Source organism: Streptomyces sp. NPDC029014, from assembly GCF_055564695.1.
Map to the genome: position 1 here is coordinate 110,716 of NZ_JBVHVT010000013.1, position 19,225 is coordinate 129,940.

17 protein-coding genes are annotated in these 19,225 nt (G+C 72.3%); 14 read left to right on the forward strand and 3 right to left on the reverse strand.

Going from position 1 to position 19,225, the window contains the following annotated elements:
- Window positions 1–91 precede the first annotated feature (91 nt).
- Window positions 92–1,684, forward strand: coding sequence for an alpha/beta hydrolase (locus tag ACZ4VL_RS09920; protein ID WP_468197908.1), 1,593 nt, complete (start codon window positions 92–94; stop codon window positions 1,682–1,684).
- Window positions 1,685–1,749: 65 nt separating this feature from the next.
- The gene (locus ACZ4VL_RS09925; RefSeq protein WP_468197910.1) at window positions 1,750–2,166 is read left to right on the forward strand and encodes a RidA family protein; all 417 of its coding nucleotides are present in this window, start codon (window positions 1,750–1,752) and stop codon (window positions 2,164–2,166) included.
- Between the two features lie 58 nt (window positions 2,167–2,224).
- Here ACZ4VL_RS09925 and ACZ4VL_RS09930 read toward each other — a convergent pair whose 3' ends face one another.
- A complete protein-coding gene (locus tag ACZ4VL_RS09930) occupies window positions 2,225–2,794 on the reverse strand; it encodes a HEAT repeat domain-containing protein (protein ID WP_468197913.1) in 570 nt (189 codons plus the stop codon).
- A gap of 524 nt (window positions 2,795–3,318) precedes the next feature.
- Between ACZ4VL_RS09930 and ACZ4VL_RS09935 the strand changes: the two genes are divergently transcribed.
- The 11 genes from ACZ4VL_RS09935 (at window position 3,319) to ACZ4VL_RS09985 (ending at window position 16,662) form a co-directional block, all read left to right on the forward strand.
- A complete protein-coding gene (locus tag ACZ4VL_RS09935; protein WP_468197916.1) occupies window positions 3,319–5,121 on the forward strand; it encodes a 3-hydroxyacyl-CoA dehydrogenase family protein in 1,803 nt (600 codons plus the stop codon).
- 175 nt (window positions 5,122–5,296) lie between these two features.
- The gene (locus ACZ4VL_RS09940) at window positions 5,297–6,145 is read left to right on the forward strand and encodes a TetR family transcriptional regulator (protein ID WP_468197917.1); all 849 of its coding nucleotides are present in this window, start codon (window positions 5,297–5,299) and stop codon (window positions 6,143–6,145) included.
- A 456-nt stretch (window positions 6,146–6,601) separates the two neighbouring features.
- Complete coding sequence (ccrA, locus tag ACZ4VL_RS09945) at window positions 6,602–7,939, forward strand: crotonyl-CoA carboxylase/reductase (protein ID WP_468197919.1); 1,338 nt, start codon at window positions 6,602–6,604, stop codon at window positions 7,937–7,939.
- 75 nt (window positions 7,940–8,014) lie between these two features.
- A complete protein-coding gene (locus ACZ4VL_RS09950) occupies window positions 8,015–10,066 on the forward strand; it encodes a protein meaA (protein ID WP_468197922.1) in 2,052 nt (683 codons plus the stop codon).
- Window positions 10,063–11,037, forward strand: coding sequence for an HpcH/HpaI aldolase/citrate lyase family protein (locus tag ACZ4VL_RS09955; RefSeq protein WP_468197924.1), 975 nt, complete (start codon window positions 10,063–10,065; stop codon window positions 11,035–11,037). Before ACZ4VL_RS09950 ends, ACZ4VL_RS09955 begins: the two co-directional genes overlap by 4 nt.
- A 4-nt stretch (window positions 11,038–11,041) precedes the next feature.
- Window positions 11,042–11,545: a MaoC family dehydratase gene (locus ACZ4VL_RS09960; RefSeq protein WP_468197926.1), complete on the forward strand. Its 504-nt coding sequence runs from the start codon at window positions 11,042–11,044 to the stop codon at window positions 11,543–11,545.
- A 27-nt stretch (window positions 11,546–11,572) separates the two neighbouring features.
- Window positions 11,573–12,778, forward strand: coding sequence for an acyl-CoA dehydrogenase family protein (locus ACZ4VL_RS09965; protein ID WP_468197929.1), 1,206 nt, complete (start codon window positions 11,573–11,575; stop codon window positions 12,776–12,778).
- Between the two features lie 186 nt (window positions 12,779–12,964).
- Window positions 12,965–13,621: a phosphatidylserine decarboxylase gene (locus tag ACZ4VL_RS09970; RefSeq protein WP_385804906.1), complete on the forward strand. Its 657-nt coding sequence runs from the start codon at window positions 12,965–12,967 to the stop codon at window positions 13,619–13,621.
- Between the two features lie 34 nt (window positions 13,622–13,655).
- A complete protein-coding gene (pssA, locus tag ACZ4VL_RS09975; protein WP_361092013.1) occupies window positions 13,656–14,477 on the forward strand; it encodes a CDP-diacylglycerol--serine O-phosphatidyltransferase in 822 nt (273 codons plus the stop codon).
- Window positions 14,478–14,634: 157 nt separating this feature from the next.
- A complete protein-coding gene (locus ACZ4VL_RS09980) occupies window positions 14,635–16,122 on the forward strand; it encodes an AlkA N-terminal domain-containing protein (RefSeq protein ID WP_468197932.1) in 1,488 nt (495 codons plus the stop codon).
- A gap of 15 nt (window positions 16,123–16,137) precedes the next feature.
- Entirely contained in the window at window positions 16,138–16,662 is a 525-nt protein-coding gene (locus tag ACZ4VL_RS09985; protein ID WP_468197934.1) for a methylated-DNA--[protein]-cysteine S-methyltransferase, read from the forward strand.
- 88 nt (window positions 16,663–16,750) lie between these two features.
- On the opposite strand, the gene ACZ4VL_RS09990 is transcribed toward ACZ4VL_RS09985, so the two are convergent.
- The gene (locus ACZ4VL_RS09990; RefSeq protein ID WP_468197936.1) at window positions 16,751–17,179 is read right to left on the reverse strand and encodes a hypothetical protein; all 429 of its coding nucleotides are present in this window, start codon (window positions 17,177–17,179) and stop codon (window positions 16,751–16,753) included.
- Between the two features lie 49 nt (window positions 17,180–17,228).
- Window positions 17,229–17,729: an NUDIX domain-containing protein gene (locus ACZ4VL_RS09995; protein WP_468197938.1), complete on the reverse strand. Its 501-nt coding sequence runs from the start codon at window positions 17,727–17,729 to the stop codon at window positions 17,229–17,231.
- Window positions 17,730–17,951: 222 nt separating this feature from the next.
- Between ACZ4VL_RS09995 and ACZ4VL_RS10000 the strand changes: the two genes are divergently transcribed.
- The gene (locus ACZ4VL_RS10000; protein WP_468197939.1) at window positions 17,952–19,100 is read left to right on the forward strand and encodes a glycerate kinase; all 1,149 of its coding nucleotides are present in this window, start codon (window positions 17,952–17,954) and stop codon (window positions 19,098–19,100) included.
- Window positions 19,101–19,225 lie beyond the last annotated feature (125 nt).

Genomic DNA, 19,225 nt, shown 5'->3' on the forward strand with positions numbered 1-19,225 from the left:
TCATCCCATCGGGCCAATCGGGGGCCCAATCCCGCCTTCCGGGCCGTGTTTCCGGGACGATTCCGCCCAGAACCCTCGGCTGGGAGGCCCCATGACCCGTCCTTCGAAGAAGCGCGCCGCCGTCCTGCTGTCGATCGCCACCGCCACCACCGCCGCGGTGGCCGGCCAGCTCGGGGCCGCGCCGGCCCCCGCGGCCGCCGCCACCACGCGCGCCGCCGCGTCCGCTCCGGCGGCCGCGCTGCGCTGGACCGGCTGCGCCACCAGCCGCTACCCGACGCTGCAGTGCGCCTCCCTCAAGGTCCCCCTCGACCACGCCCGCCCGACCGGTCGGCAGATCACCCTGGCCCTCACGCGCGTCCCGCACACCGCCGCCAAGAGCCAGGGCCCGCTCCTGGTCAACCCCGGCGGCCCCGGCGGCAGCGGCCGGGGCCTGGCCCCGTACATCGCCTCCGCCCTGCCGAAGGACGTGGCCGCCGAGTACGACGTGATCGGCTTTGACCCGCGCGGGGTCGGCAAGAGCGAGCCCGCCCTCGACTGCGCGACCGGCCACTTCAACCCCGTGCGCCCCGACTCCGTGCCGTACACCCGGCAGACCGAGCAGGCCAACCTGGACCGGGCCCGGGCCTTCGCCGAGGCCTGCCAGGCCAAGCACGCGGACGTGCTCCCGTACATCGACACCGTCTCCACCGCCCGCGACATGGAGGCGATCCGCACCGCGCTGGCCGCGCCGAAGCTCAGCTACTTCGGCTACTCGTACGGCACCTACCTGGGCGCGGTGTACGCCAAGCTGCACCCGGGCCGGGTGCACCGCATGGTCCTGGACTCGGTCGTCGACCCGGGCGGCGTCTGGTACGACGACAACCTCGCGCAGGACCGCGCCTTCGACGCCCGCCACAAGGCGTTCCTCGCCTGGGTGGCCGAGCACGACGCCGAGTACCGGCTGGGCACCGACCCGGCCGCGGTCGAGCAGCGCTGGTACGCCATGCGCGCGGCGCTGCGCGAGGAGCCGGCGGGCGGCAAGGTGGGGCCGGCGGAGCTGGAGGACACGTACATGCCGGGCGGCTACTACAACGGCTACTGGCCGAACCTGGCCGAGGCCTTCTCGGCGTACACCGTGGACGGGAACGCCAAGCCGCTGGTGGCCGCGTACGAACGGTTCGGGGCGGTGGAGCCCTCGGCGGGCAACGGGTACAGCGTGTACACGGCGGTGCAGTGCCGGGACTCGGCCTGGCCGAAGGACTGGAACACCTGGCGGGGCGACATGTGGCGGACGCACGCCCAGGCGCCCTTCATGACCTGGAACAACGCCTGGTACAACGCGCCGTGCGCGTTCTGGAAGACGGAGCCGCTCGGCGCGCCGGACGTGACCAACGCCGACCTGCCGCCGGCGCTGCTGCTCCAGGCCACGCAGGACGCGGCGACGCCGTTCGGCGGTGCGCTGACCATGCGGGACAAGCTGAAGGGCGCGGCGCTGGTGGTGGAGGAGGGCGGCGGGAACCACGGGGTCTCGCTGAGCGGCAACACCTGCCTGGACGAGAAGGTGTCGGCCTACCTGCGCACGGGCAAGGCGGCGGACGCGACCTGCCCGGCCCAGCCCGAGCCGAAGCCGACGTCCGCCGGCCGGGCGGCGGTGCCCTCGGCGGGCGGCGCGGCCCTGCACGGGCTGCTCGGCTTCCGCAGCTGACCCGTCCGGCGGCCGGGGCGGGCGGGCTGGCCGGAGGCCCGCCGCTGCCGGCATGATCGTCCACCATGACCGACCACCACCTCACCCGTATCGCGACGCCGGAGGGCGTCGCCCCCGGCACCGGCTACGCCCACGTGGTCCTGGGGACCGGGACGTTCGTCGCCGTGTCCGGCCAGTGCGCGTTCGACGGGCAGGGCGGCGTCGTCGGGGCCGGCGACCCCGCGGCGCAGGCCCGACAGGTCTTCGAGAACCTGCGCCGGTGCCTGGCCGCCGCCGGGGCCGGCTTCGACGACGTCGTGAAGCTGACCTACTTCGTCACGGACATGGCCCACCTCCCGGCCCTGCGGGCGGCCCGCGACGCGGTGATCGCCCCGGACCGCCTGCCGGCCTCCTCGGCGGTGCAGGTCGCGGCCCTGGTCCACCCGGACCTCCTCATGGAGGTGGAGGCGTTCGCCGTCGTCCCGGAGCCGGCCCGGCCCTGACGGCCGCCGGGCCGTCGGCAGTCGGCCCGGCATCGGCGGCCGGCCCGCCCGGCCGCCGTCAGAGCAGCGCGCGCAGGGCCCGGGTGGCGGCCACCGCCAGGCGGGGATGCGCCTGGGCGCGGGTGAGGACCTCGCGGGCGTTCGGGTCGGACAGTGCGCCCAGGCCCTCCACGCAGGCCAGGGCCACCCGCCAGTACGGGTCGTGCGGCACGAGCCGCCGGGACAGGGTGCGGATCAGGGCCGGGGCGGATTCGGGCGCGCGGAGCGCCACGAGGAGCCGGACGGGCTGGAGGGCGTACGCGGTGCGCAGCTCGTTGGTGGCCAGCGCGGCGGCCGCGCGGGCGGTGCGCGGGTCGCCGAGCGCGGCCAGCGCCTCGGCGGCGGCCTCGCAGCGCGCCGGGTCGCGGTGGTTGAGCAGCAGGACCAGCGGCTCAAAGGCGCGGCGGTCGCCCGCCAGCCCCAGCCGGTACGCGGCCAGTTCCCGGGCCCACAGCGGCAGCCCGGCCGACAGCAGCGAGGCCGCGAGCGCGTCCGGGTCCGCGTCGAGCAGCTCCCGGTAGCGGGGGGCGCCGTCCGCTTCGGCCCGCAGGCGTTCCAGTACGTCCCGACCGTGCTGTCCGTCGCTCACGCGGCCCACCCTAGGGGCTGCCGGGCCGGCCCGGGGCGCGTTCTCCCGTACGGGCTCCCCTCCCACGGCCGGGGCAGCAGAGGGGGTCTGACGCCGCGCCGGCCGAACCGTCCCCACCGGCGTGCCGGTGGACCTGTCGCGCGAACGGGCGCTCCGGCGGGCGGCGTACGTCACACCCGCCGTCTCCTCCGGGCTCTGGCCAAGGAGTTACCGACGAGTTAGTCTCACTGCAACACGTACGGGGCCGGCCTGGTGACGCAGCCGCCTCGTGCAGTCGGTCCGGTACCCAGGTACCGCTCGCACCACCCGTACCGCCAGGTACCACTCGCAGCACGCGGCCGCCAGCCGTCCGCGCACTGCGCTCACGCACGGCGTGGCCCCGGGACAGGGTCCGCCGCTCTCCGCTCCGCCCCGCCCGATCACGGCGCCCTGTGCGGACGTCTCCCGTTTTCCCGTTCTTCCGGCCGCGCGTCGTGCGCCGCGCGCCGCCCCCAGTCGTCACCCTCATCCACTGGAGTCCCGCGATGGACCTTCCGTCCACGTCCAGTCAGTCCACCCTCCAGACCGTCGCCGTCGTCGGCCTCGGCACGATGGGCACCGGCATCGCCGAGGTCCTCGCCCGGGCCGGCCGCGAGGTCATCGGCATCGACAGCAGCGAGGGCGCCACCAGCCGGGCCACCGCCTCCCTCGCGGCCGCCACGGCCCGCTCGGTGGCCCGCGGCCGCCTCACCGAGGAGGAGCGCGAAGGCGTCCTCGCCCGGCTGCGGACCTACACCGAGCTGGAGGCCGCCGCCGGCGCCGACCTCGTCATCGAGGTCGTCCCCGAGGACTACGAGCTCAAGCACCGGGTCTTCACCGAGCTGGACGCGATCGTCCGCCCCGACGCGATCCTCGCCACCGGCACCAACGCCCTGTCGGTGACCCGGCTCGCCGCCGAGTCGCTGCGTCCCGAGCGCGTCCTCGGGCTGCACTTCTTCAACCCGGCGCCCGCGATGAAGCTCGTCGAGGTGGTCTCCAGCGTCCTGACCGCCCCGCCGGCCGTGGAGGCCGTCACCGCCCTCGCCCGCGACCTGGGCAAGGAGCCGGTCGCGGTCGGCGACCGCCCCGGGTTCGTCGCGGACGGCCTGCTCTTCGGCTACCTCAACCAGGCCGCCGCGATGTACGAGTCGAAGTACGCCTCCCGCGAGGACATCGACGCGGCGATGCGGCTCGGCTGCGGTCTGCCCATGGGCCCGCTCGCCCTGCTCGACCTGATCGGCGTGGACACCGCGCGGACCGTCCTCGACGCCATGTACGCCTCCTCCGGCGACCGGCTGCACGCCCCGGCCCCGATCCTGGGCCACCTGGCCGAGGCCGGGCTGACCGGGCAGAAGTCCGGGCGCGGCTTCTACACGTACGCGGAGCCGGGCAGCTCCGAGATCGTCCGTGACGCGCAGACCCCGCTGGAGGGGGGCCGGCTCGGCGAGGGCCGCCCGGTCTCCTCGGTCGGCGTGGCCGGCTCGGGCACCATGGCGAGCGGCATCGCCCAGGTCTTCGCGCAGGCCGGCTACGCGGTGGTGCTGGCCGCCCGCAGCCCGGAGAAGGCCGAGGCGGCGAAGGCCGCCATCGGGAAGTCGCTGGGCCGCGCGGTGTCGAAGGGCCGGCTGACCGAGGAGGCCGCGGCCGAGACGCTGGCGCGGATCACCCCGGCCGGGTCGCTGGAGGCGTTCGCCGAGGTCGACCTGGCCGTGGAGGCCGTCGCCGAGGACCTGGCGGTCAAGCAGGAGCTGTTCGCGACCCTGGACAAGGTCTGCAAGCCGGGCGCGGTGCTCGCCACCACGACCTCCTCGCTGCCGGTGATCGCATGCGCCCGCGCGACCTCGCGCCCGCAGGACGTGATCGGCATGCACTTCTTCAACCCGGCGCCGGCGATGAAGCTCGTCGAGGTGGTCCGGACCGTCCTGACCTCGGACGACGTGCACGCCACGGTCCGCGCGGTCTGCACGAAGGTGCGCAAGCACCCCGTCGACTGCGGTGACCGGGCCGGCTTCATCGTGAACGCGCTGCTCTTCCCGTACCTGAACAACGCGATCAAGATGGTGGAGCAGCACTACGCCACGCTCGACGACATCGACGCGGCGATGAAGCTGGGCGGCGGCTACCCGATGGGGCCGTTCGAGCTGCTCGACGTGGTCGGCCTGGACGTCTCCCTGGCCATCGAGAAGGTGCTCCACAAGGAGTTCCGCGAGCCCGGCCTGGCCCCCTCCCCGCTGCTGGAGCACCTGGTGGCGGCGGGTTGCCTGGGCCGCAAGACCGGCCGCGGATTCCGTGAGTACGCCCGCCGGTAAGCCGCCCCCGGCCCACGGGGCCCCCGATCCGGATGCGTGGGGAGGGCTGCTCGGGTCTGCCGCACCCTCACGGCGGACCGTTCCCTCCGAGCCCAGTGCGGGCCCTCCCCCGCATCCATCCCCGTACCGCCCCCCTCAGGCGCGCGCCCCGGCGCGAATGAAGTACTTTCGCTCTATGTCCCAGTCCGCCAAGACCTCACCCCGCGCCGCTGCGGCCTCCGACGCCCCGGAGAGCGCGGCCGGCAGCAAGGCGGCCGCGCAGCGGCTGAAGATGCGCCGCGAGCTCGCCGCCGCCGCGATGGAGCTGTTCGCGACGAAGGGGTACGAGGCCACGACGGTCGACGAGATCGCCGCGGCCGCGGGGGTGGCGCGCCGGACCTTCTTCCGGCACTTCCGGTCCAAGGAAGAGGCGATCTTCCCCGACCACGACGACACGCTGATCCGGGCCGAGGCCGTGCTGGACGTGGCCCCGGCGCACGAGCACCCGCTCGACACGGTGTGCCGCGGGATCAAGGAAGTGATGAAGATGTACGCCGCCTCCCCGGCGGTGTCGGTGGAGCGCTACCGGCTGACCCGGGAGGTACCGGCCCTGCGGGAGCGGGAGATCGCCTCGGTCGCCCGGTACGAGCGGCTCTTCACCCGCTACCTGCTGGCCCACTTCGACGAGACCGAGCCCCACGACGGCAACGACGACCCGCTGCTGGCCGAGGTGGCCGCCTCGGCGGTGGTGACGGCCCACAACCACGTGCTGCGGCGCTGGCTGCGGTCCGGCGGCCAGGGGGACGTGGAGGCGCAGCTCGACCACGCCTTCGCGATCGTGCGCAAGACCTTCGGTACGGGTATCGGTGCGGGCCGGGCGCTGACCTCGGCGCCCGCCCCGTCGGCGGCGGCTCCGGCGGCCGCGGTCCGCGCGCAGGACGAGGTGCTGGTGGCGGTGGCGCGGACGGACGCCCCGCTGGAAGAGGTCATGCGGACCATCGAAGAGGCCCTGCGCAACAGCCAGCCACCCGGCGCGGGGTCCTGAGCCACACGAAGAACCACACGAAGCGACGCTCGTCACAGCGGCCGCTCCCTTCTCGGGAGCGGCCGCTTCCGTTTGTCCGAGTTGCCCCTACTCACCGGTAACTCTGATCGATCATCGCTCATCTGCGCAGGTCAATCGGCAAATGAGAGAAAGTTTTGGCACGCGGTGCCTTGCTGAGTGACACGGGGTGCCATACGTTGAATCTCGTCCGGATGTCCCCGCGGTCCACGCCCACTCGGCACGGAACGCGCCCCGGACGCCTGCGTCACCAGGCACCGCGCGCCGCACCACCGGCGCCGCCCCGCACCACCGCTCCGCCGGACCGACGGCACCACAGCACCGCAACACCACAGCACCGCCCCTCCCGTATCCGAACGCACCCGCGCACCCCTCAGCGCACCCTCATCCAGCGCTCTCCCCCGGCCCCGCCCGGGAGGACCCCCAGGAGGCAACACCGTGAAGGACATCCTGGACGCGATCCAGTCCCAGGCCGCCACCACCGCCGACTTCGCGGCCCTTCCGCTCCCCGACTCGTACCGCGCGATCACCGTGCACAAGGACGAGACGGAGATGTTCGCCGGACTCCCGTCCCGCGAGAAGGACCCGCGCAAGTCCCTGCACCTCGACCAGGTCCCGGTGCCGGAACTCGGCCCGGGCGAGGCCCTGGTGGCCGTCATGGCCTCCTCGGTCAACTACAACTCCGTGTGGACCTCGATCTTCGAGCCGCTGTCCACCTTCGGCTTCCTGGAGCGCTACGGCCGCGTCAGCGAGCTCACCAAGCGCCACGACCTGCCGTACCACATCATCGGCTCCGACCTCGCGGGCGTGGTCCTGCGCACCGGCCCGGGCGTCAACGCCTGGCAGCCGGGCGACGAGGTCGTCGCGCACTGCCTCTCGGTCGAGCTGGAGTCCTCCGACGGCCACAACGACACGATGCTCGACCCCGAGCAGCGCATCTGGGGCTTCGAGACCAACTTCGGCGGCCTCGCCGAGGTCGCGCTGGTCAAGTCGAACCAGCTGATGCCGAAGCCGGCCCACCTGAGCTGGGAGGAGGCCGCCTCCCCCGGCCTGGTCAACTCCACCGCGTACCGCCAGCTGGTCTCCCGCAACGGCGCCGGCATGAAGCAGGGCGACAACGTCCTGATCTGGGGCGCGAGCGGCGGCCTCGGCTCGTACGCCACGCAGTTCGCCCTCGCCGGCGGCGCCAACCCGATCTGCGTCGTCTCCTCCCCCGAGAAGGCCGACATCTGCCGGAAGATGGGCGCAGAGGCGGTCATCGACCGCAACGCCGAGGGCTACAAGTTCTGGAAGGACGAGCGCACCCAGGACCCGCGGGAGTGGAAGCGCTTCGGCAAGCGCATCCGCGAGCTGACCGGCGGCGAGGACATCGACATCGTCTTCGAGCACCCGGGCCGCGAGACCTTCGGCGCCTCCGTCTACGTCACCCGCAAGGGCGGCACCATCACCACCTGCGCCTCCACCTCGGGCTACATGCACGAGTACGACAACCGCTACCTGTGGATGTCCCTCAAGCGCATCATCGGCTCCCACTTCGCCAACTACCGCGAGGCCTGGGAGGCCAACCGCCTCATCGCCAAGGGCAAGATCCACCCCACCCTGTCGAAGGTCTACTCCCTGGAGGAGACCGGCCAGGCCGCGTACGACGTCCACCGCAACCTGCACCAGGGCAAGGTCGGCGTGCTCTGCCTCGCCCCCGAGGAGGGCCTGGGCGTCCGCGACCAGGAGATGCGCGACAAGCACATCGACGCCATCAACCGCTTCCGCAACATCTGACCCACCTGACTCACCGAAACTCCGAAACACCCGAACCGTCGTCGGACCGATCAAGGGCCAAAGGGACAGCCTGAGATGACAGAGCGCCAGAAAGACCGTCCGTGGCTCATGCGGACCTACGCCGGCCACTCCACGGCCGAGGCGTCCAACGAGCTCTACCGCCGCAACCTCGCCAAGGGCCAGACGGGTCTGTCGGTCGCCTTCGACCTGCCGACCCAGACCGGCTACGACCCCGACCACGTCCTCGCCCGCGGCGAGGTCGGCCGGGTCGGGGTCCCGGTCTCCCACCTCGGCGACATGCGGCGGCTGTTCCAGGACATCCCCCTGGAGCAGATGAACACCTCGATGACGATCAACGCCACCGCCATGTGGCTGCTGGCGCTCTACCAGGTGGCCGCCGAGGAGCAGGGCGCGGACATCTCCAAGCTCCAGGGCACCACCCAGAACGACATCGTCAAGGAGTACCTCTCGCGCGGGACGCACGTCTTCCCGCCCGGGCCCTCGCTCCGCCTGACGACCGACATGATCGCGTACACGGTCAACCACATCCCCAAGTGGAACCCGATCAACATCTGCAGCTACCACCTGCAGGAGGCGGGGGCCACCCCGGTCCAGGAGATCAGCTACGCGATGGCCACCGCCATCGCCGTGCTGGACTCGGTGCGCGACTCGGGCCAGGTGCCCGAGGACCGGTTCGGCGAGGTGGTCGCCCGTATCTCCTTCTTCGTGAACGCGGGCGTCCGCTTCATCGAGGAGATGTGCAAGATGCGCGCCTTCGGCCGCATCTGGGACCAGATCACCCACGAGCGGTACGGCATCGAGAACGCCAAGCAGCGCCGCTTCCGCTACGGCGTCCAGGTCAACTCGCTCGGCCTGACCGAGGCCCAGCCGGAGAACAACGTCCAGCGCATCGTCCTCGAGATGCTGGCCGTCACCCTCTCCAAGGACGCCCGGGCCCGCGCCGTGCAGCTGCCCGCCTGGAACGAGGCCCTGGGCCTGCCCCGGCCCTGGGACCAGCAGTGGTCGCTGCGCATCCAGCAGGTCCTCGCCCACGAGAGCGACCTGCTCGAGTACGAGGACATCTTCGCCGGCTCGCACGTCATCGAGGCCAAGGTCGACGCGCTGGTCGCCGACTGCCTCGCCGAGATCGACCGGATCCAGGAGATGGGCGGCGCCATGGCCGCCGTCGAGTCCGGCTACCTCAAGTCCCAGCTGGTCTCCTCGCACGCCGAGCGCCGGGCCCGGATCGAGACCGGCGAGGACAAGATCGTGGGCGTGAACTGCTTCGAGCAGACCGAGCCCAACCCGCTCACCGCCGACCTGGACACCGCGATCATGACGGTGGACGGGGCGGTGGAGGACACCATCGTCGAGCGGATCGTGCGCTGGCGCGCCGAGCGGCAGGAGTCCTCGGACCGGCAGGGCGGCGGCGACCCGTTCGTCTTCCCCACCGTCGGGCAGGCCCTGGACCGGCTGAAGCAGGCCGCCGCCGGGACCGAGAACCTGATGGAGGCCACCCTGGAGTGCGCCCGGGCCGGCGTCACCACGGGCGAGTGGGCGAGCGCCCTGCGCGAGGTGTTCGGCGAGTTCCGGGCCCCGACCGGGGTCTCCTCCGCGCCGGTGGCCGTCACCGCCGAGGAGGGCACGCCGCTGGCGCTCGTCCGCGAGAAGGTCAGCCGGACCGCGCAGGACCTCGGCAGCGGCCGGCTGCGCCTGCTCGTCGGCAAGCCCGGCCTGGACGGGCACTCCAACGGCGCCGAGCAGATCGCCGTCCGGGCCCGCGACGCCGGCTTCGAGGTGGTCTACCAGGGCATCCGGCTCACTCCGGAGGAGATCTCCACCGCGGCCCTGGCCGAGGACGTGCACTGCGTCGGCCTGTCGATCCTGTCCGGCTCGCACAGCGCGCTCGTCCCCGAGGTGCTGGAGCGACTGCGCACGGCGGGGGCGGGTGACATACCCGTCGTCCTCGGCGGCATCATTCCCCAGGCCGACGCCGCAGAACTGAAGGCGGCCGGCGTCGCCGCCGTGTTCACCCCCAAAGACTTCGGTATCACGGAGATCATCGGCCGTATCGTCGACGAGATCCGGAAAGCGAACAAGCTCGACCCCCTGGAGGTCCCCGCATGACCACGTCCCCGTCCCCGGTGAACCGGCTGCGCCCGCGCCGCTCCTGCCTCGCCGTCCCGGGTTCGAACCCCCGCTTCCTGGAGAAGGCCCAGGGGCTGCCCGCCGACCAGGTCTTCCTGGACCTGGAGGACGCCTGCGCCCCGCTCGCCAAGGAGGGCGCCCGCCACACGATCGTGGACGCGCTGAACAACGGCGACTGGACCGGCAAGACCCGGGTCGTGCGCGTCAACGACTGGACCACCCACTGGACGTACCGCGACGTCATCACGGTCGTCGAGGGCGCGGGCCAGAACCTGGACTGCATCATGCTGCCGAAGGTGCAGGACGCCCAGCAGGTCGTCGCCCTGGACCTGCTGCTGACGCAGATCGAGAAGACGATGGGCTTCGAGGTCGGCAAGATCGGCATCGAGGCGCAGATCGAGAACGCCAAGGGCCTGGTCAACGTCGACGAGATCGCCGCCGCCTCGCCGCGCCTGGAGACGATCATCTTCGGCCCGGCCGACTTCATGGCCTCGATCAACATGAAGTCGCTGGTCGTGGGCATGCAGCCGCCCGGCTACCCGGCGGACGCCTACCACTACATCCTCATGCGGATCCTGATGGCGGCCCGGACGCACAACCTCCAGGCGATCGACGGCCCCTTCCTCCAGATCCGCGACGTGGACGCCTACCGCGAGGTCGCCGGGCGCGCCGCGGCGCTGGGCTTCGACGGCAAGTGGGTGCTGCACCCGGGCCAGGTCGACGCGGCCAACGAGGTCTTCTCCCCCTCGCAGGAGGACTACGACCACGCCGAGCTGATCCTCGACGCGTACGAGTGGTGCACCTCGGAGGCGGGCGGCAAGAAGGGCTCGGCGATGCTCGGCGACGAGATGATCGACGAGGCCAGCCGCAAGATGGCGCTGGTCATCGCGGGCAAGGGCCGGGCGGCCGGCATGCAGCGGACCACCAAGTTCGAGATCCCGGAGGCCTGAGGTCATGCAGTTCGGACGCACCTACGAAGAGTTCGAGGTCGGGGCGGTCTACAAGCACTGGCCCGGGAAGACGGTCACCGAGTACGACGACCACCTCTTCTGCCTGCTGACCATGAACCACCACCCGCTCCACATGGACGTGAACTACGCGGAGAACACCACCGACTTCGGCAAGAACGTGGTGGTGGGCAACTACATCTACTCGCTGCTCCTCGGCATGTCCGTGCCGGACGTCTCCGGCAAGGCCATCGCCAACCTGGAGATCGAGTCCCTGCGGCACGTCGCCCCGACGTTCCACGGCGACACGATCTACGGCGAGACCACGGTCCTGGACAAGACCCCGTCGAAGTCGAAGAGCGACCGCGGGATCGTCTACGTCGAGACCAAGGGCTACAAGCAGGACGGCACCCTCGTCTGCGTCTTCCGGCGCAAGGTGATGGTCCCGACCGAGACGTACATCAAGGAGCGCGGCGGCGAGCAGCCCGGCCGGCCCACGGTGTCCAACTAGAAACGTGAAGGAACAGGGGAAGTAGCCATGGCACGACTCGCCCAGACCGCCGGGCTGACCGACGTCCAGCAGGAGATCCTCAAGACCGTCCGCGAGTTCGTGGACAAGGAGATCATCCCGGTCGCGACCGAGCTGGAGCACCGCGACGAGTACCCGCAGCAGATCGTGGACGGGCTCAAGGAGCTCGGCCTCTTCGGGCTGATGATCCCGGAGGAGTACGGCGGTCTCGGTGAGTCGCTGCTCACCTACGCGCTGTGCGTGGAGGAGATAGCGCGCGGCTGGATGTCCGTCTCGGGCATCATCAACACCCACTTCATCGTCGCGTACATGCTCAAGCAGCACGGCACGCAGGAGCAGAAGGACCACTTCCTCCCGCGGATGGCGCTGGGCGAGGTCCGCGGCGCGTTCTCGATGTCGGAGCCGGGGCTGGGCTCCGATGTGTCGGCGATCACGTCCAAGGCGGTCGAGGACGGCGACGAGTACGTCCTGAACGGCCAGAAGATGTGGCTGACGAACGGCGGCACCTCGACGCTGGTGGCCGTGCTGTGCCGGAGTGACGAAGGACACCCCGAGGGAACGGCCCCGCACAAGTCGATGACGACCTTCCTGGTGGAGAAGGAGCCGGGCTTCGGCGAGGTCCGGCCGGGCCTGACCATCCCGGGCAAGATCGACAAGATGGGCTACAAGGGCGTCGACACGACCGAGCTCATCATGGACGGACTGCGCATTCCGGCCAATCGGGTCCTGGGCGGGGTCACCGGCCGAGGGTTTTACCAAATGATGGACGGCGTCGAGGTCGGCCGCGTGAACGTGGCGGCCCGTGGCTGCGGCGTTGCGCAGCGTGCGTTCGAGCTCGGCGTCTCTTATGCCCAGCAACGTCACACTTTCGGCAAGCCGATCGCCCAGCACCAGGCCATCCAGTTCAAGCTGGCCGAGATGGCTACCAAGGTCGAGGCGGCCCATGCCATGATGGTCAACGCAGCACGCAAAAAGGACTCCGGGGAACGAAACGACCTCGAAGCAGGGATGGCGAAGTACCTCGCCTCCGAGTACTGCAAGGAGGTGGTGGAGGACGCGTTCCGTATCCACGGCGGTTACGGTTTCTCGAAGGAGTACGAGATCGAGCGCCTCTACCGCGAGGCTCCCATGCTGCTGATCGGTGAAGGTACCGCCGAGATCCAGAAAATGATCATCGGGCGACGCCTGCTCGAGGAGTACCGACTCCAGGGCTGAAGGTCCCTTTTGCGGCGAATCCTCCAAGGGTTCGCCGCAAAAGAATCACTTGCAGTGACTGGCTGACGGGCATCGACTCGTCTTCTGGCTTGCCCAGTTGTCGCGCGCAACCGATAGCATTCCAGTAAAGCCGCCGTCCCGTCCCCCTGTTTGCGGCGCGGCAACCCACCGCTACGAAGGTCATCCATGCCCCACAGCCAAACCTCTGCACCTCGCGACAGCCTCCTGGGCGTACGCCTCGCGCGCGGAGCATCGCCGTGGCTTCTGCCGACCGTCGCCACCGCGGCGCTCAGCCTCGCCCGGGCCCGCAAGTCCGGACGCTGGGCCGCCGCGGCCGTGCCCGCCACCGCGCTCGCCGCGGGCATGCTGTGGTTCTTCCGCGACCCCGAGCGGGAGATCGCCCAGGGCCGCGTCATCTCGCCCGCCGACGGTGTGGTGCAGAGCATCATGCCGTGGAAGGACGGGCGCACCCGCGTCGCGATCTTCATGAGCCCGCTGAACGTCCACGTCAACCGCGCGCCGCTGGCGGGCACGATCACGTCCGTGGAGCACGTCCCCGGCGGGTTCGTCCCGGCCTTCAACAAGGAGAGCGAGAACAACGAGCGCGTCGTCTGGCACTTCGACACCGAGCTCGGCGACATCGAGATGGTGCAGATCGCCGGTGCCGTCGCGCGCCGCATCGTCCCGTACCTGCCGGCCGGTACCAAGGTGGAGCAGGGCGAACGCATCGGTCTGATCCGCTTCGGCTCCCGCGTCGACATCTACCTCCCCGAGGGCGTCGAGGTCGCGGTCGAGGTCGGTCAGGCCACCACCGCGGGGGTGACCCGAATTGACCGTGACTGACCCTGAAACTCCCACCACACCGTCGGGTGGATGGGTGCCCGAGGCCGCGGAGGAGGAGCCCGCCGAAGACGACATGCCGCTCTCGCTGCGGCTGTCGATAGCGGACACCCTCACCCTCGGTAACGCGACCTGCGGATTCATGGCGGTGTACTTCACCACCACCGGGATCCTCATCCCGCACCTCACCGGCAGCGGCGAGTCCGGCATGGCCCGGCACAGCGCGGCGACCGCGGTGATACTGATGCTGCTCGCGGCGGTCTTCGACCTCTTCGACGGCATCGTGGCCCGCAAGCTGCGCAGCTCCCCCATGGGCGCCGAGCTGGACAACCTGTCCGACCTGATCAGCTTCGGCCTCGCGCCGGCGTACTTCGTGCTGGTCTACGGCATGGTCGCCGACGACGCCCACCAGAAGGTGTCCGCGCTCGCGGCCATCGTGGTGCTGCTGGCCGTGGTGCTGCGGCTCGCCAGGTTCAGCTGCGTGACGATGAAGGACGGCATGTTCCAGGGCATGCCGAGCCCCTTCGGTGCGCTCACGGTCGTCTCGGTCGTGCTGCTGGAGCTGCCGTTCGTCCCGACGCTGCTGGCGATCATCGGGGTGGCCTGGCTGATGGTGAGCCGGGTCGAGTACCCCAAGCCGCGGGGCGTCCTCGCGGTGGCGATGCTCAGCTGGATCGTCTCGGCGATGGGCCTGCTGGCGGCCTGGGCGTTCGACGCCCCCGGCGGCCAGCTGCTGCTCCAGACCGGCTGCGCCCTGCAGATCGCGCTCGCGGCCACCATCCCGCTGTTCGCGACCACCCGCCGGGCGAACACGTTCCGCCACAACCGGCGCGAGGCGCGGGCGGCCCAGCTGCCGTAGCGCTGCCCCCGCTCCTGCGACGAAGGCCCCGGGTCCCCGACCCGGGGCCTTCGCGTTGCCCGGGCCGGGCGGGAGGACGGGGCCCCGGGGGCGGCGGCGTAAGGTTGATGTCGGAAAACCGCCAGCCCGGGTGGCCGTGGGCCGGAATGCTGGAGCCATGTACACCGACACCGAGCGTTGCGTGCGGGCCGTGCAGTCGAAGGACGCCCGGTTCGACGGGTGGTTCTTCACCGCCGTCCGGACCACCGGGATCTACTGCCGGCCCAGCTGCCCCGCCGTGCCCCCGAAGGTCGAGAACATGACCTTCCTGCCCAGTGCCGCCGCCTGCCAGCAGGCCGGGTACCGGGCCTGCAAGCGGTGCCGGCCCGACAGCTCCCCCGGCTCCCCGGAGTGGAACGCCCGCGCCGACGCCGTCGCCCGGGCCATGCGGCTCATCCGGGACGGTGTCGTGGACCGCGAGGGCGTACCGGGGCTCGCGACGCGGCTCGGGTACTCCACCCGGCAGGTCGAGCGGCAGCTGAACGCCGAGCTCGGGGCCGGGCCGCTCGCCCTCGCCCGGGCCCAGCGGGCGCAGACCGCCCGGCTGCTGATCGAGACCTCGGGCCTGCCGATGGGCGACGTGGCGTTCGCCGCCGGATTCTCCTCGATCCGGACCTTCAACGAGACCGTGCGCGAGGTGTACGCCCTCGCCCCCGGCGAGCTGCGCGCCCGGGCCGCCGGCCGCCGGGGCTGCCCGTCGCAGCCGCGGATCCCCGGGTCGATCAGCCTGCGGCTGCCCTACCGGGCCCCGCTCAACCCCGACAACCTCTTCGGCCACCTCGCCGCCACCGCCGTCCCCGGCGTCGAGGAGTGGCGGGCCGGCGCCTACCGCCGGACCCTGCGGCTCCCCTACGGCACGGGGGTCGTCGCCCTGACCCCGCAGCCCGACCACATCGGCTGCCAGCTGGCCCTCACCGACCTGCGCGACCTCACCCTCGCCATCAGCCGCTGCCGCTGGCTGCTGGACCTCGACGCCGACCCCGAGGCGGTGGACGGGCAGCTGCGCTCCGACCCGCTGCTCGCCCCGCTCGTGGACAAGGCCCCGGGGCGCCGGGTCCCGCGGACCGTCGACGCGGCCGAGTTCGCCGTACGGGCGGTCCTCGGCCAGCAGGTGTCCACCGCGGCGGCCCGGACGCACGCCGCCCGGCTGGTCACCGCGTACGGCGAGCCCGTGGCCGACCCCGACCCCGAGGGCGGGCTCACCCACCTCTTCCCCTCGCCCGAGGCGCTGGCCGCCCTGGACCCGGAGCGGCTCGCCCTGCCGCGCAGCCGCCGCACCACCCTCACGACCCTGGTCGGGGCCCTGGCCGACGGCTCGCTGGCGCTCGGCGTCGACAGCGACTGGGAGGCCGCCCGCGCCCGGCTCACCGCCCTGCCCGGCTTCGGCCCCTGGACCACCGAGGTCATCGCCATGCGGGCGCTGGGCGACCCCGACGCCTTCCTGCCGTCCGACCTGGGGCTGCGGAAGGCCGCCGCGGAGCTCGGGCTGCCGGCCACCCCCGGGGCGCTGACCGCCCGTGCGGCCGGCTGGCGGCCCTGGCGCGCGTACGCCGTCCAGTACCTGTGGGCCACCTACGACCACCCGATCAACCACCTCCCCGTCTGAGGAGCACGCAGCACCATGACGCACATCAAGCAGCACACCGTCGTCGACAGCCCGTACGGCCAGCTCACGCTCGTCGCCACCGACGGGGTCCTCGGCGGCCTGTACATGACCGGGCAGCGGCACCGCCCCGCCGAGGAGTCCTTCGGGGAGCGGGTCGCCGCCACCGAGGAGCCGTTCCCGGAGGTGGCGCGGCAGCTCGCCGCGTACTTCGCGGGGGATCTCACCGAGTTCGACCTGCCGATGCGCCTGGAGGGCACCGACTTCCAGCGCAGCGTCTGGGACCAGCTGGTACGGATCCCGTACGGGCAGACCTGGTCGTACGGGGAGCTCGCGGCCAGGCTCGGCAAGCCGAACGCCTCGCGGGCCGTGGGCCTGGCCAACGGCAAGAACCCGATCGGCATCATCGTCCCCTGCCACCGCGTCATCGGCGCCTCGGGCGGCATGACCGGCTACGGCGGCGGCGTCGACCGCAAGGTCCGCCTGCTGGAGTTCGAGTCCGGCGGGGCGACCGCCGCGCCGGAGCCGCAGGGCCTGTTCTGATCCGCGGGTGATCCGCGCGGCGGCGGGGTCGGCCAGTGCTGGCGGGGTCGGCCAGTGCTGCGGTCGGAAGGGGTTGCCGGCCTCGGCGCTAGACCACGGCCAGGGGCACCAGCAGTGCGAAGGCGGCTCCCGCCTCGACCGCGTACGGGAACAGCGAGGGGTGCTGGACGGGGGCGGCGAGCAGGACCACGCTCTGCCGGGCGGCGGCCGCCTCCACCCAGGCGGTGTCCGCCCCGAGGTTGCCCTGGTACCAGCCCTCGCAGGGGCCGGGGCCGGAGACGGCGAGCAGGTCGTCCTCGCGGCGGTAGAGGGCCCGCCAGCCCTCGGCCGGGGTGGCCCAGCCGTCGAAGTCGGTGAACAGGGCCCAGCCGCCCTCGCGTATCGCGCTGTCGAACAGCCACACCGGCGTCCCGTCGGGGGTGACCTCGCCGCCCTCCTGGCTGTCGGTGGTGAAGTGGACCATGGGCAGGGCGTCCGGCCCGTCGGCCGTACTCGGCCAGGCGTACATCGTGATCATCAGATGATTGTGTCCTGCTCTGGGTAAGCCCCGTGTCACCGACCCGGTGTCAGGAGGCGTCGGGACGACGGCCGTTCTCCAGCTCCACGGTGCCCTCGCCGGACGCCAGGACCCGGCAGGCCTCCACGGCGCGCAGGCCGAGGGAGCCGAGGAGGTGCGCGGGGAGCTCGGCGGGCTCGACGAGGCGCCAGGAGAGCAGCTCCTCCTCCTGCAGCCGGACCGCGGCGAGCTGCGCCTCGTCGAGGACACCACCGTCGTAGAGGTAGGCGACCAGCGGCGGCCGGCCCGGGCCGAGCGTCCAGTCCACGGCGAGCAGCCGGCCCAGCGGCACGTCGAGGCCGATCTCCTCGGCGGTCTCGCGGCGGGCGGCGGCCCGCGGGGACTCGCCCCGGTCGGACTCGATGGTCCCGCCCGGCAGCGCCCAGCCCTCACGGTAGTTGGGCTCGACGATCAGCACCCGTCCGTGCACGTCCCGGAAGAGGGCGGCCGAGCCGGCCAGGACCCGGGGCAGGCTCGCGATGTAGGTGGCGTAGTCATCCGTGGTGGTCACCCGGCCACCCTATCGAGCGCCGGAGTGGGCTGGATCACGGCGGTGGCGGGGGACGGGTTCCGCGGGGTCGGAGCACGGCCGGCCGGTCCGACACGGGAGTGAATGTCCCCGTTTACGGGCGTGGCGCGCCTGGTGTGGCGCAGGCCACCCATGGGCATTAGAGGATCCTCCGGATAGGCTCATGGGGGCGCGACTGCACGTTCGAAAGCAAGGGATAGCAAGGTGACGGACGGAGCAGTAACTGGTGCCGCGCGCGTGCTCATCGCCGCGGACAAATTCAAGGGCTCGCTCACGGCCGTTCAGGTCGCCGAGCGGGTGACGGCCGGGCTCCGCGAGGCCGTACCGGGCGTGGAGGTCGAGACCCTCCCCGTCGCGGACGGCGGCGACGGCACGGTCGCGGCCGCCGTCGCGGCCGGGTTCGAGCGCCGGGAGGTACGGGTCACCGGGCCCCTCGGCGAGCAGGTCACGGCCGCCTTCGCGCTGCGCGACGGCACCGCCGTGGTCGAGATGGCGGAGGCCTCCGGGCTGCAGCTGCTGCCGCCGGGCGTCTTCGCCCCGCTGACGGCGACGACGTACGGCTCGGGCGAGGTGCTGAAGGCCGCGCTGGACGCGGGTGCGCGCACCATCGTCTTCGGCGTGGGCGGCAGCGCCACCACCGACGGCGGCGCGGGCATGCTGGCCGCCCTCGGCGCGGTGTTCCTGGACGCGGACGGCGCACCGGTCGGCCCGGGCGGCGGCGCGCTGGCCCGGCTGGCCACGGCGGACCTGTCCGGCGTCGACGCGCGCTTCGCGGAGGTGGACTTCGTCCTGGCCAGCGACGTGGACAACCCGCTGACGGGCCCGAAGGGCTGCGCGGCGGTGTACGGCCCGCAGAAGGGCGCGTCCCCGCAGGACGTGGCGGCGCTGGACGCGGCGCTGGCGCACTACGCGCTGGTACTGGAGCAGGCGATCGGCCCGAAGGCCGCCGAGCTGGCGGCTTCGCCGGGCGCGGGCGGCGCGGGCGGCATCGGCTACGGGGCGCTGCTGCTCGGTGCGAGCTTCCGGCCCGGCATCGAGCTGATGCTGGAGGTGCTGGGGTTCGCCCCGGCGCTGGAGCGGGCCACGCTGGTCATCACCGGCGAGGGCTCGCTCGACGAGCAGACCCTGCACGGCAAGGCCCCGGCCGGGGTCGCGGCCGCGGCCCGGGCGGCGGGCAAGGAGGTCGTCGCGGTGTGCGGGCGGCTCCTGCTGGAGCAGTCGGCGCTGCAGGCGGCGGGCATCCGCCGGGCGTACCCGCTGACGGAGCTCGAACCGGACCCGGCGAAGTGCATCGCGAACGCGGGCCCGCTGCTGGAGCGGGTCGCGGCCACCATCGCGGCCGACACCCTCTGACCCGCCCTCCAGTCCCCCCGTCCCCCCAGTCCCCCCAGCCCTCGCAGTCCCGTCAGCCTGGCGGGGGGGGGGGGGGGCCTACCCGGGGTGTGGCTGCCTCCTTCCCGTGTTGTGTGGGCGGAGTT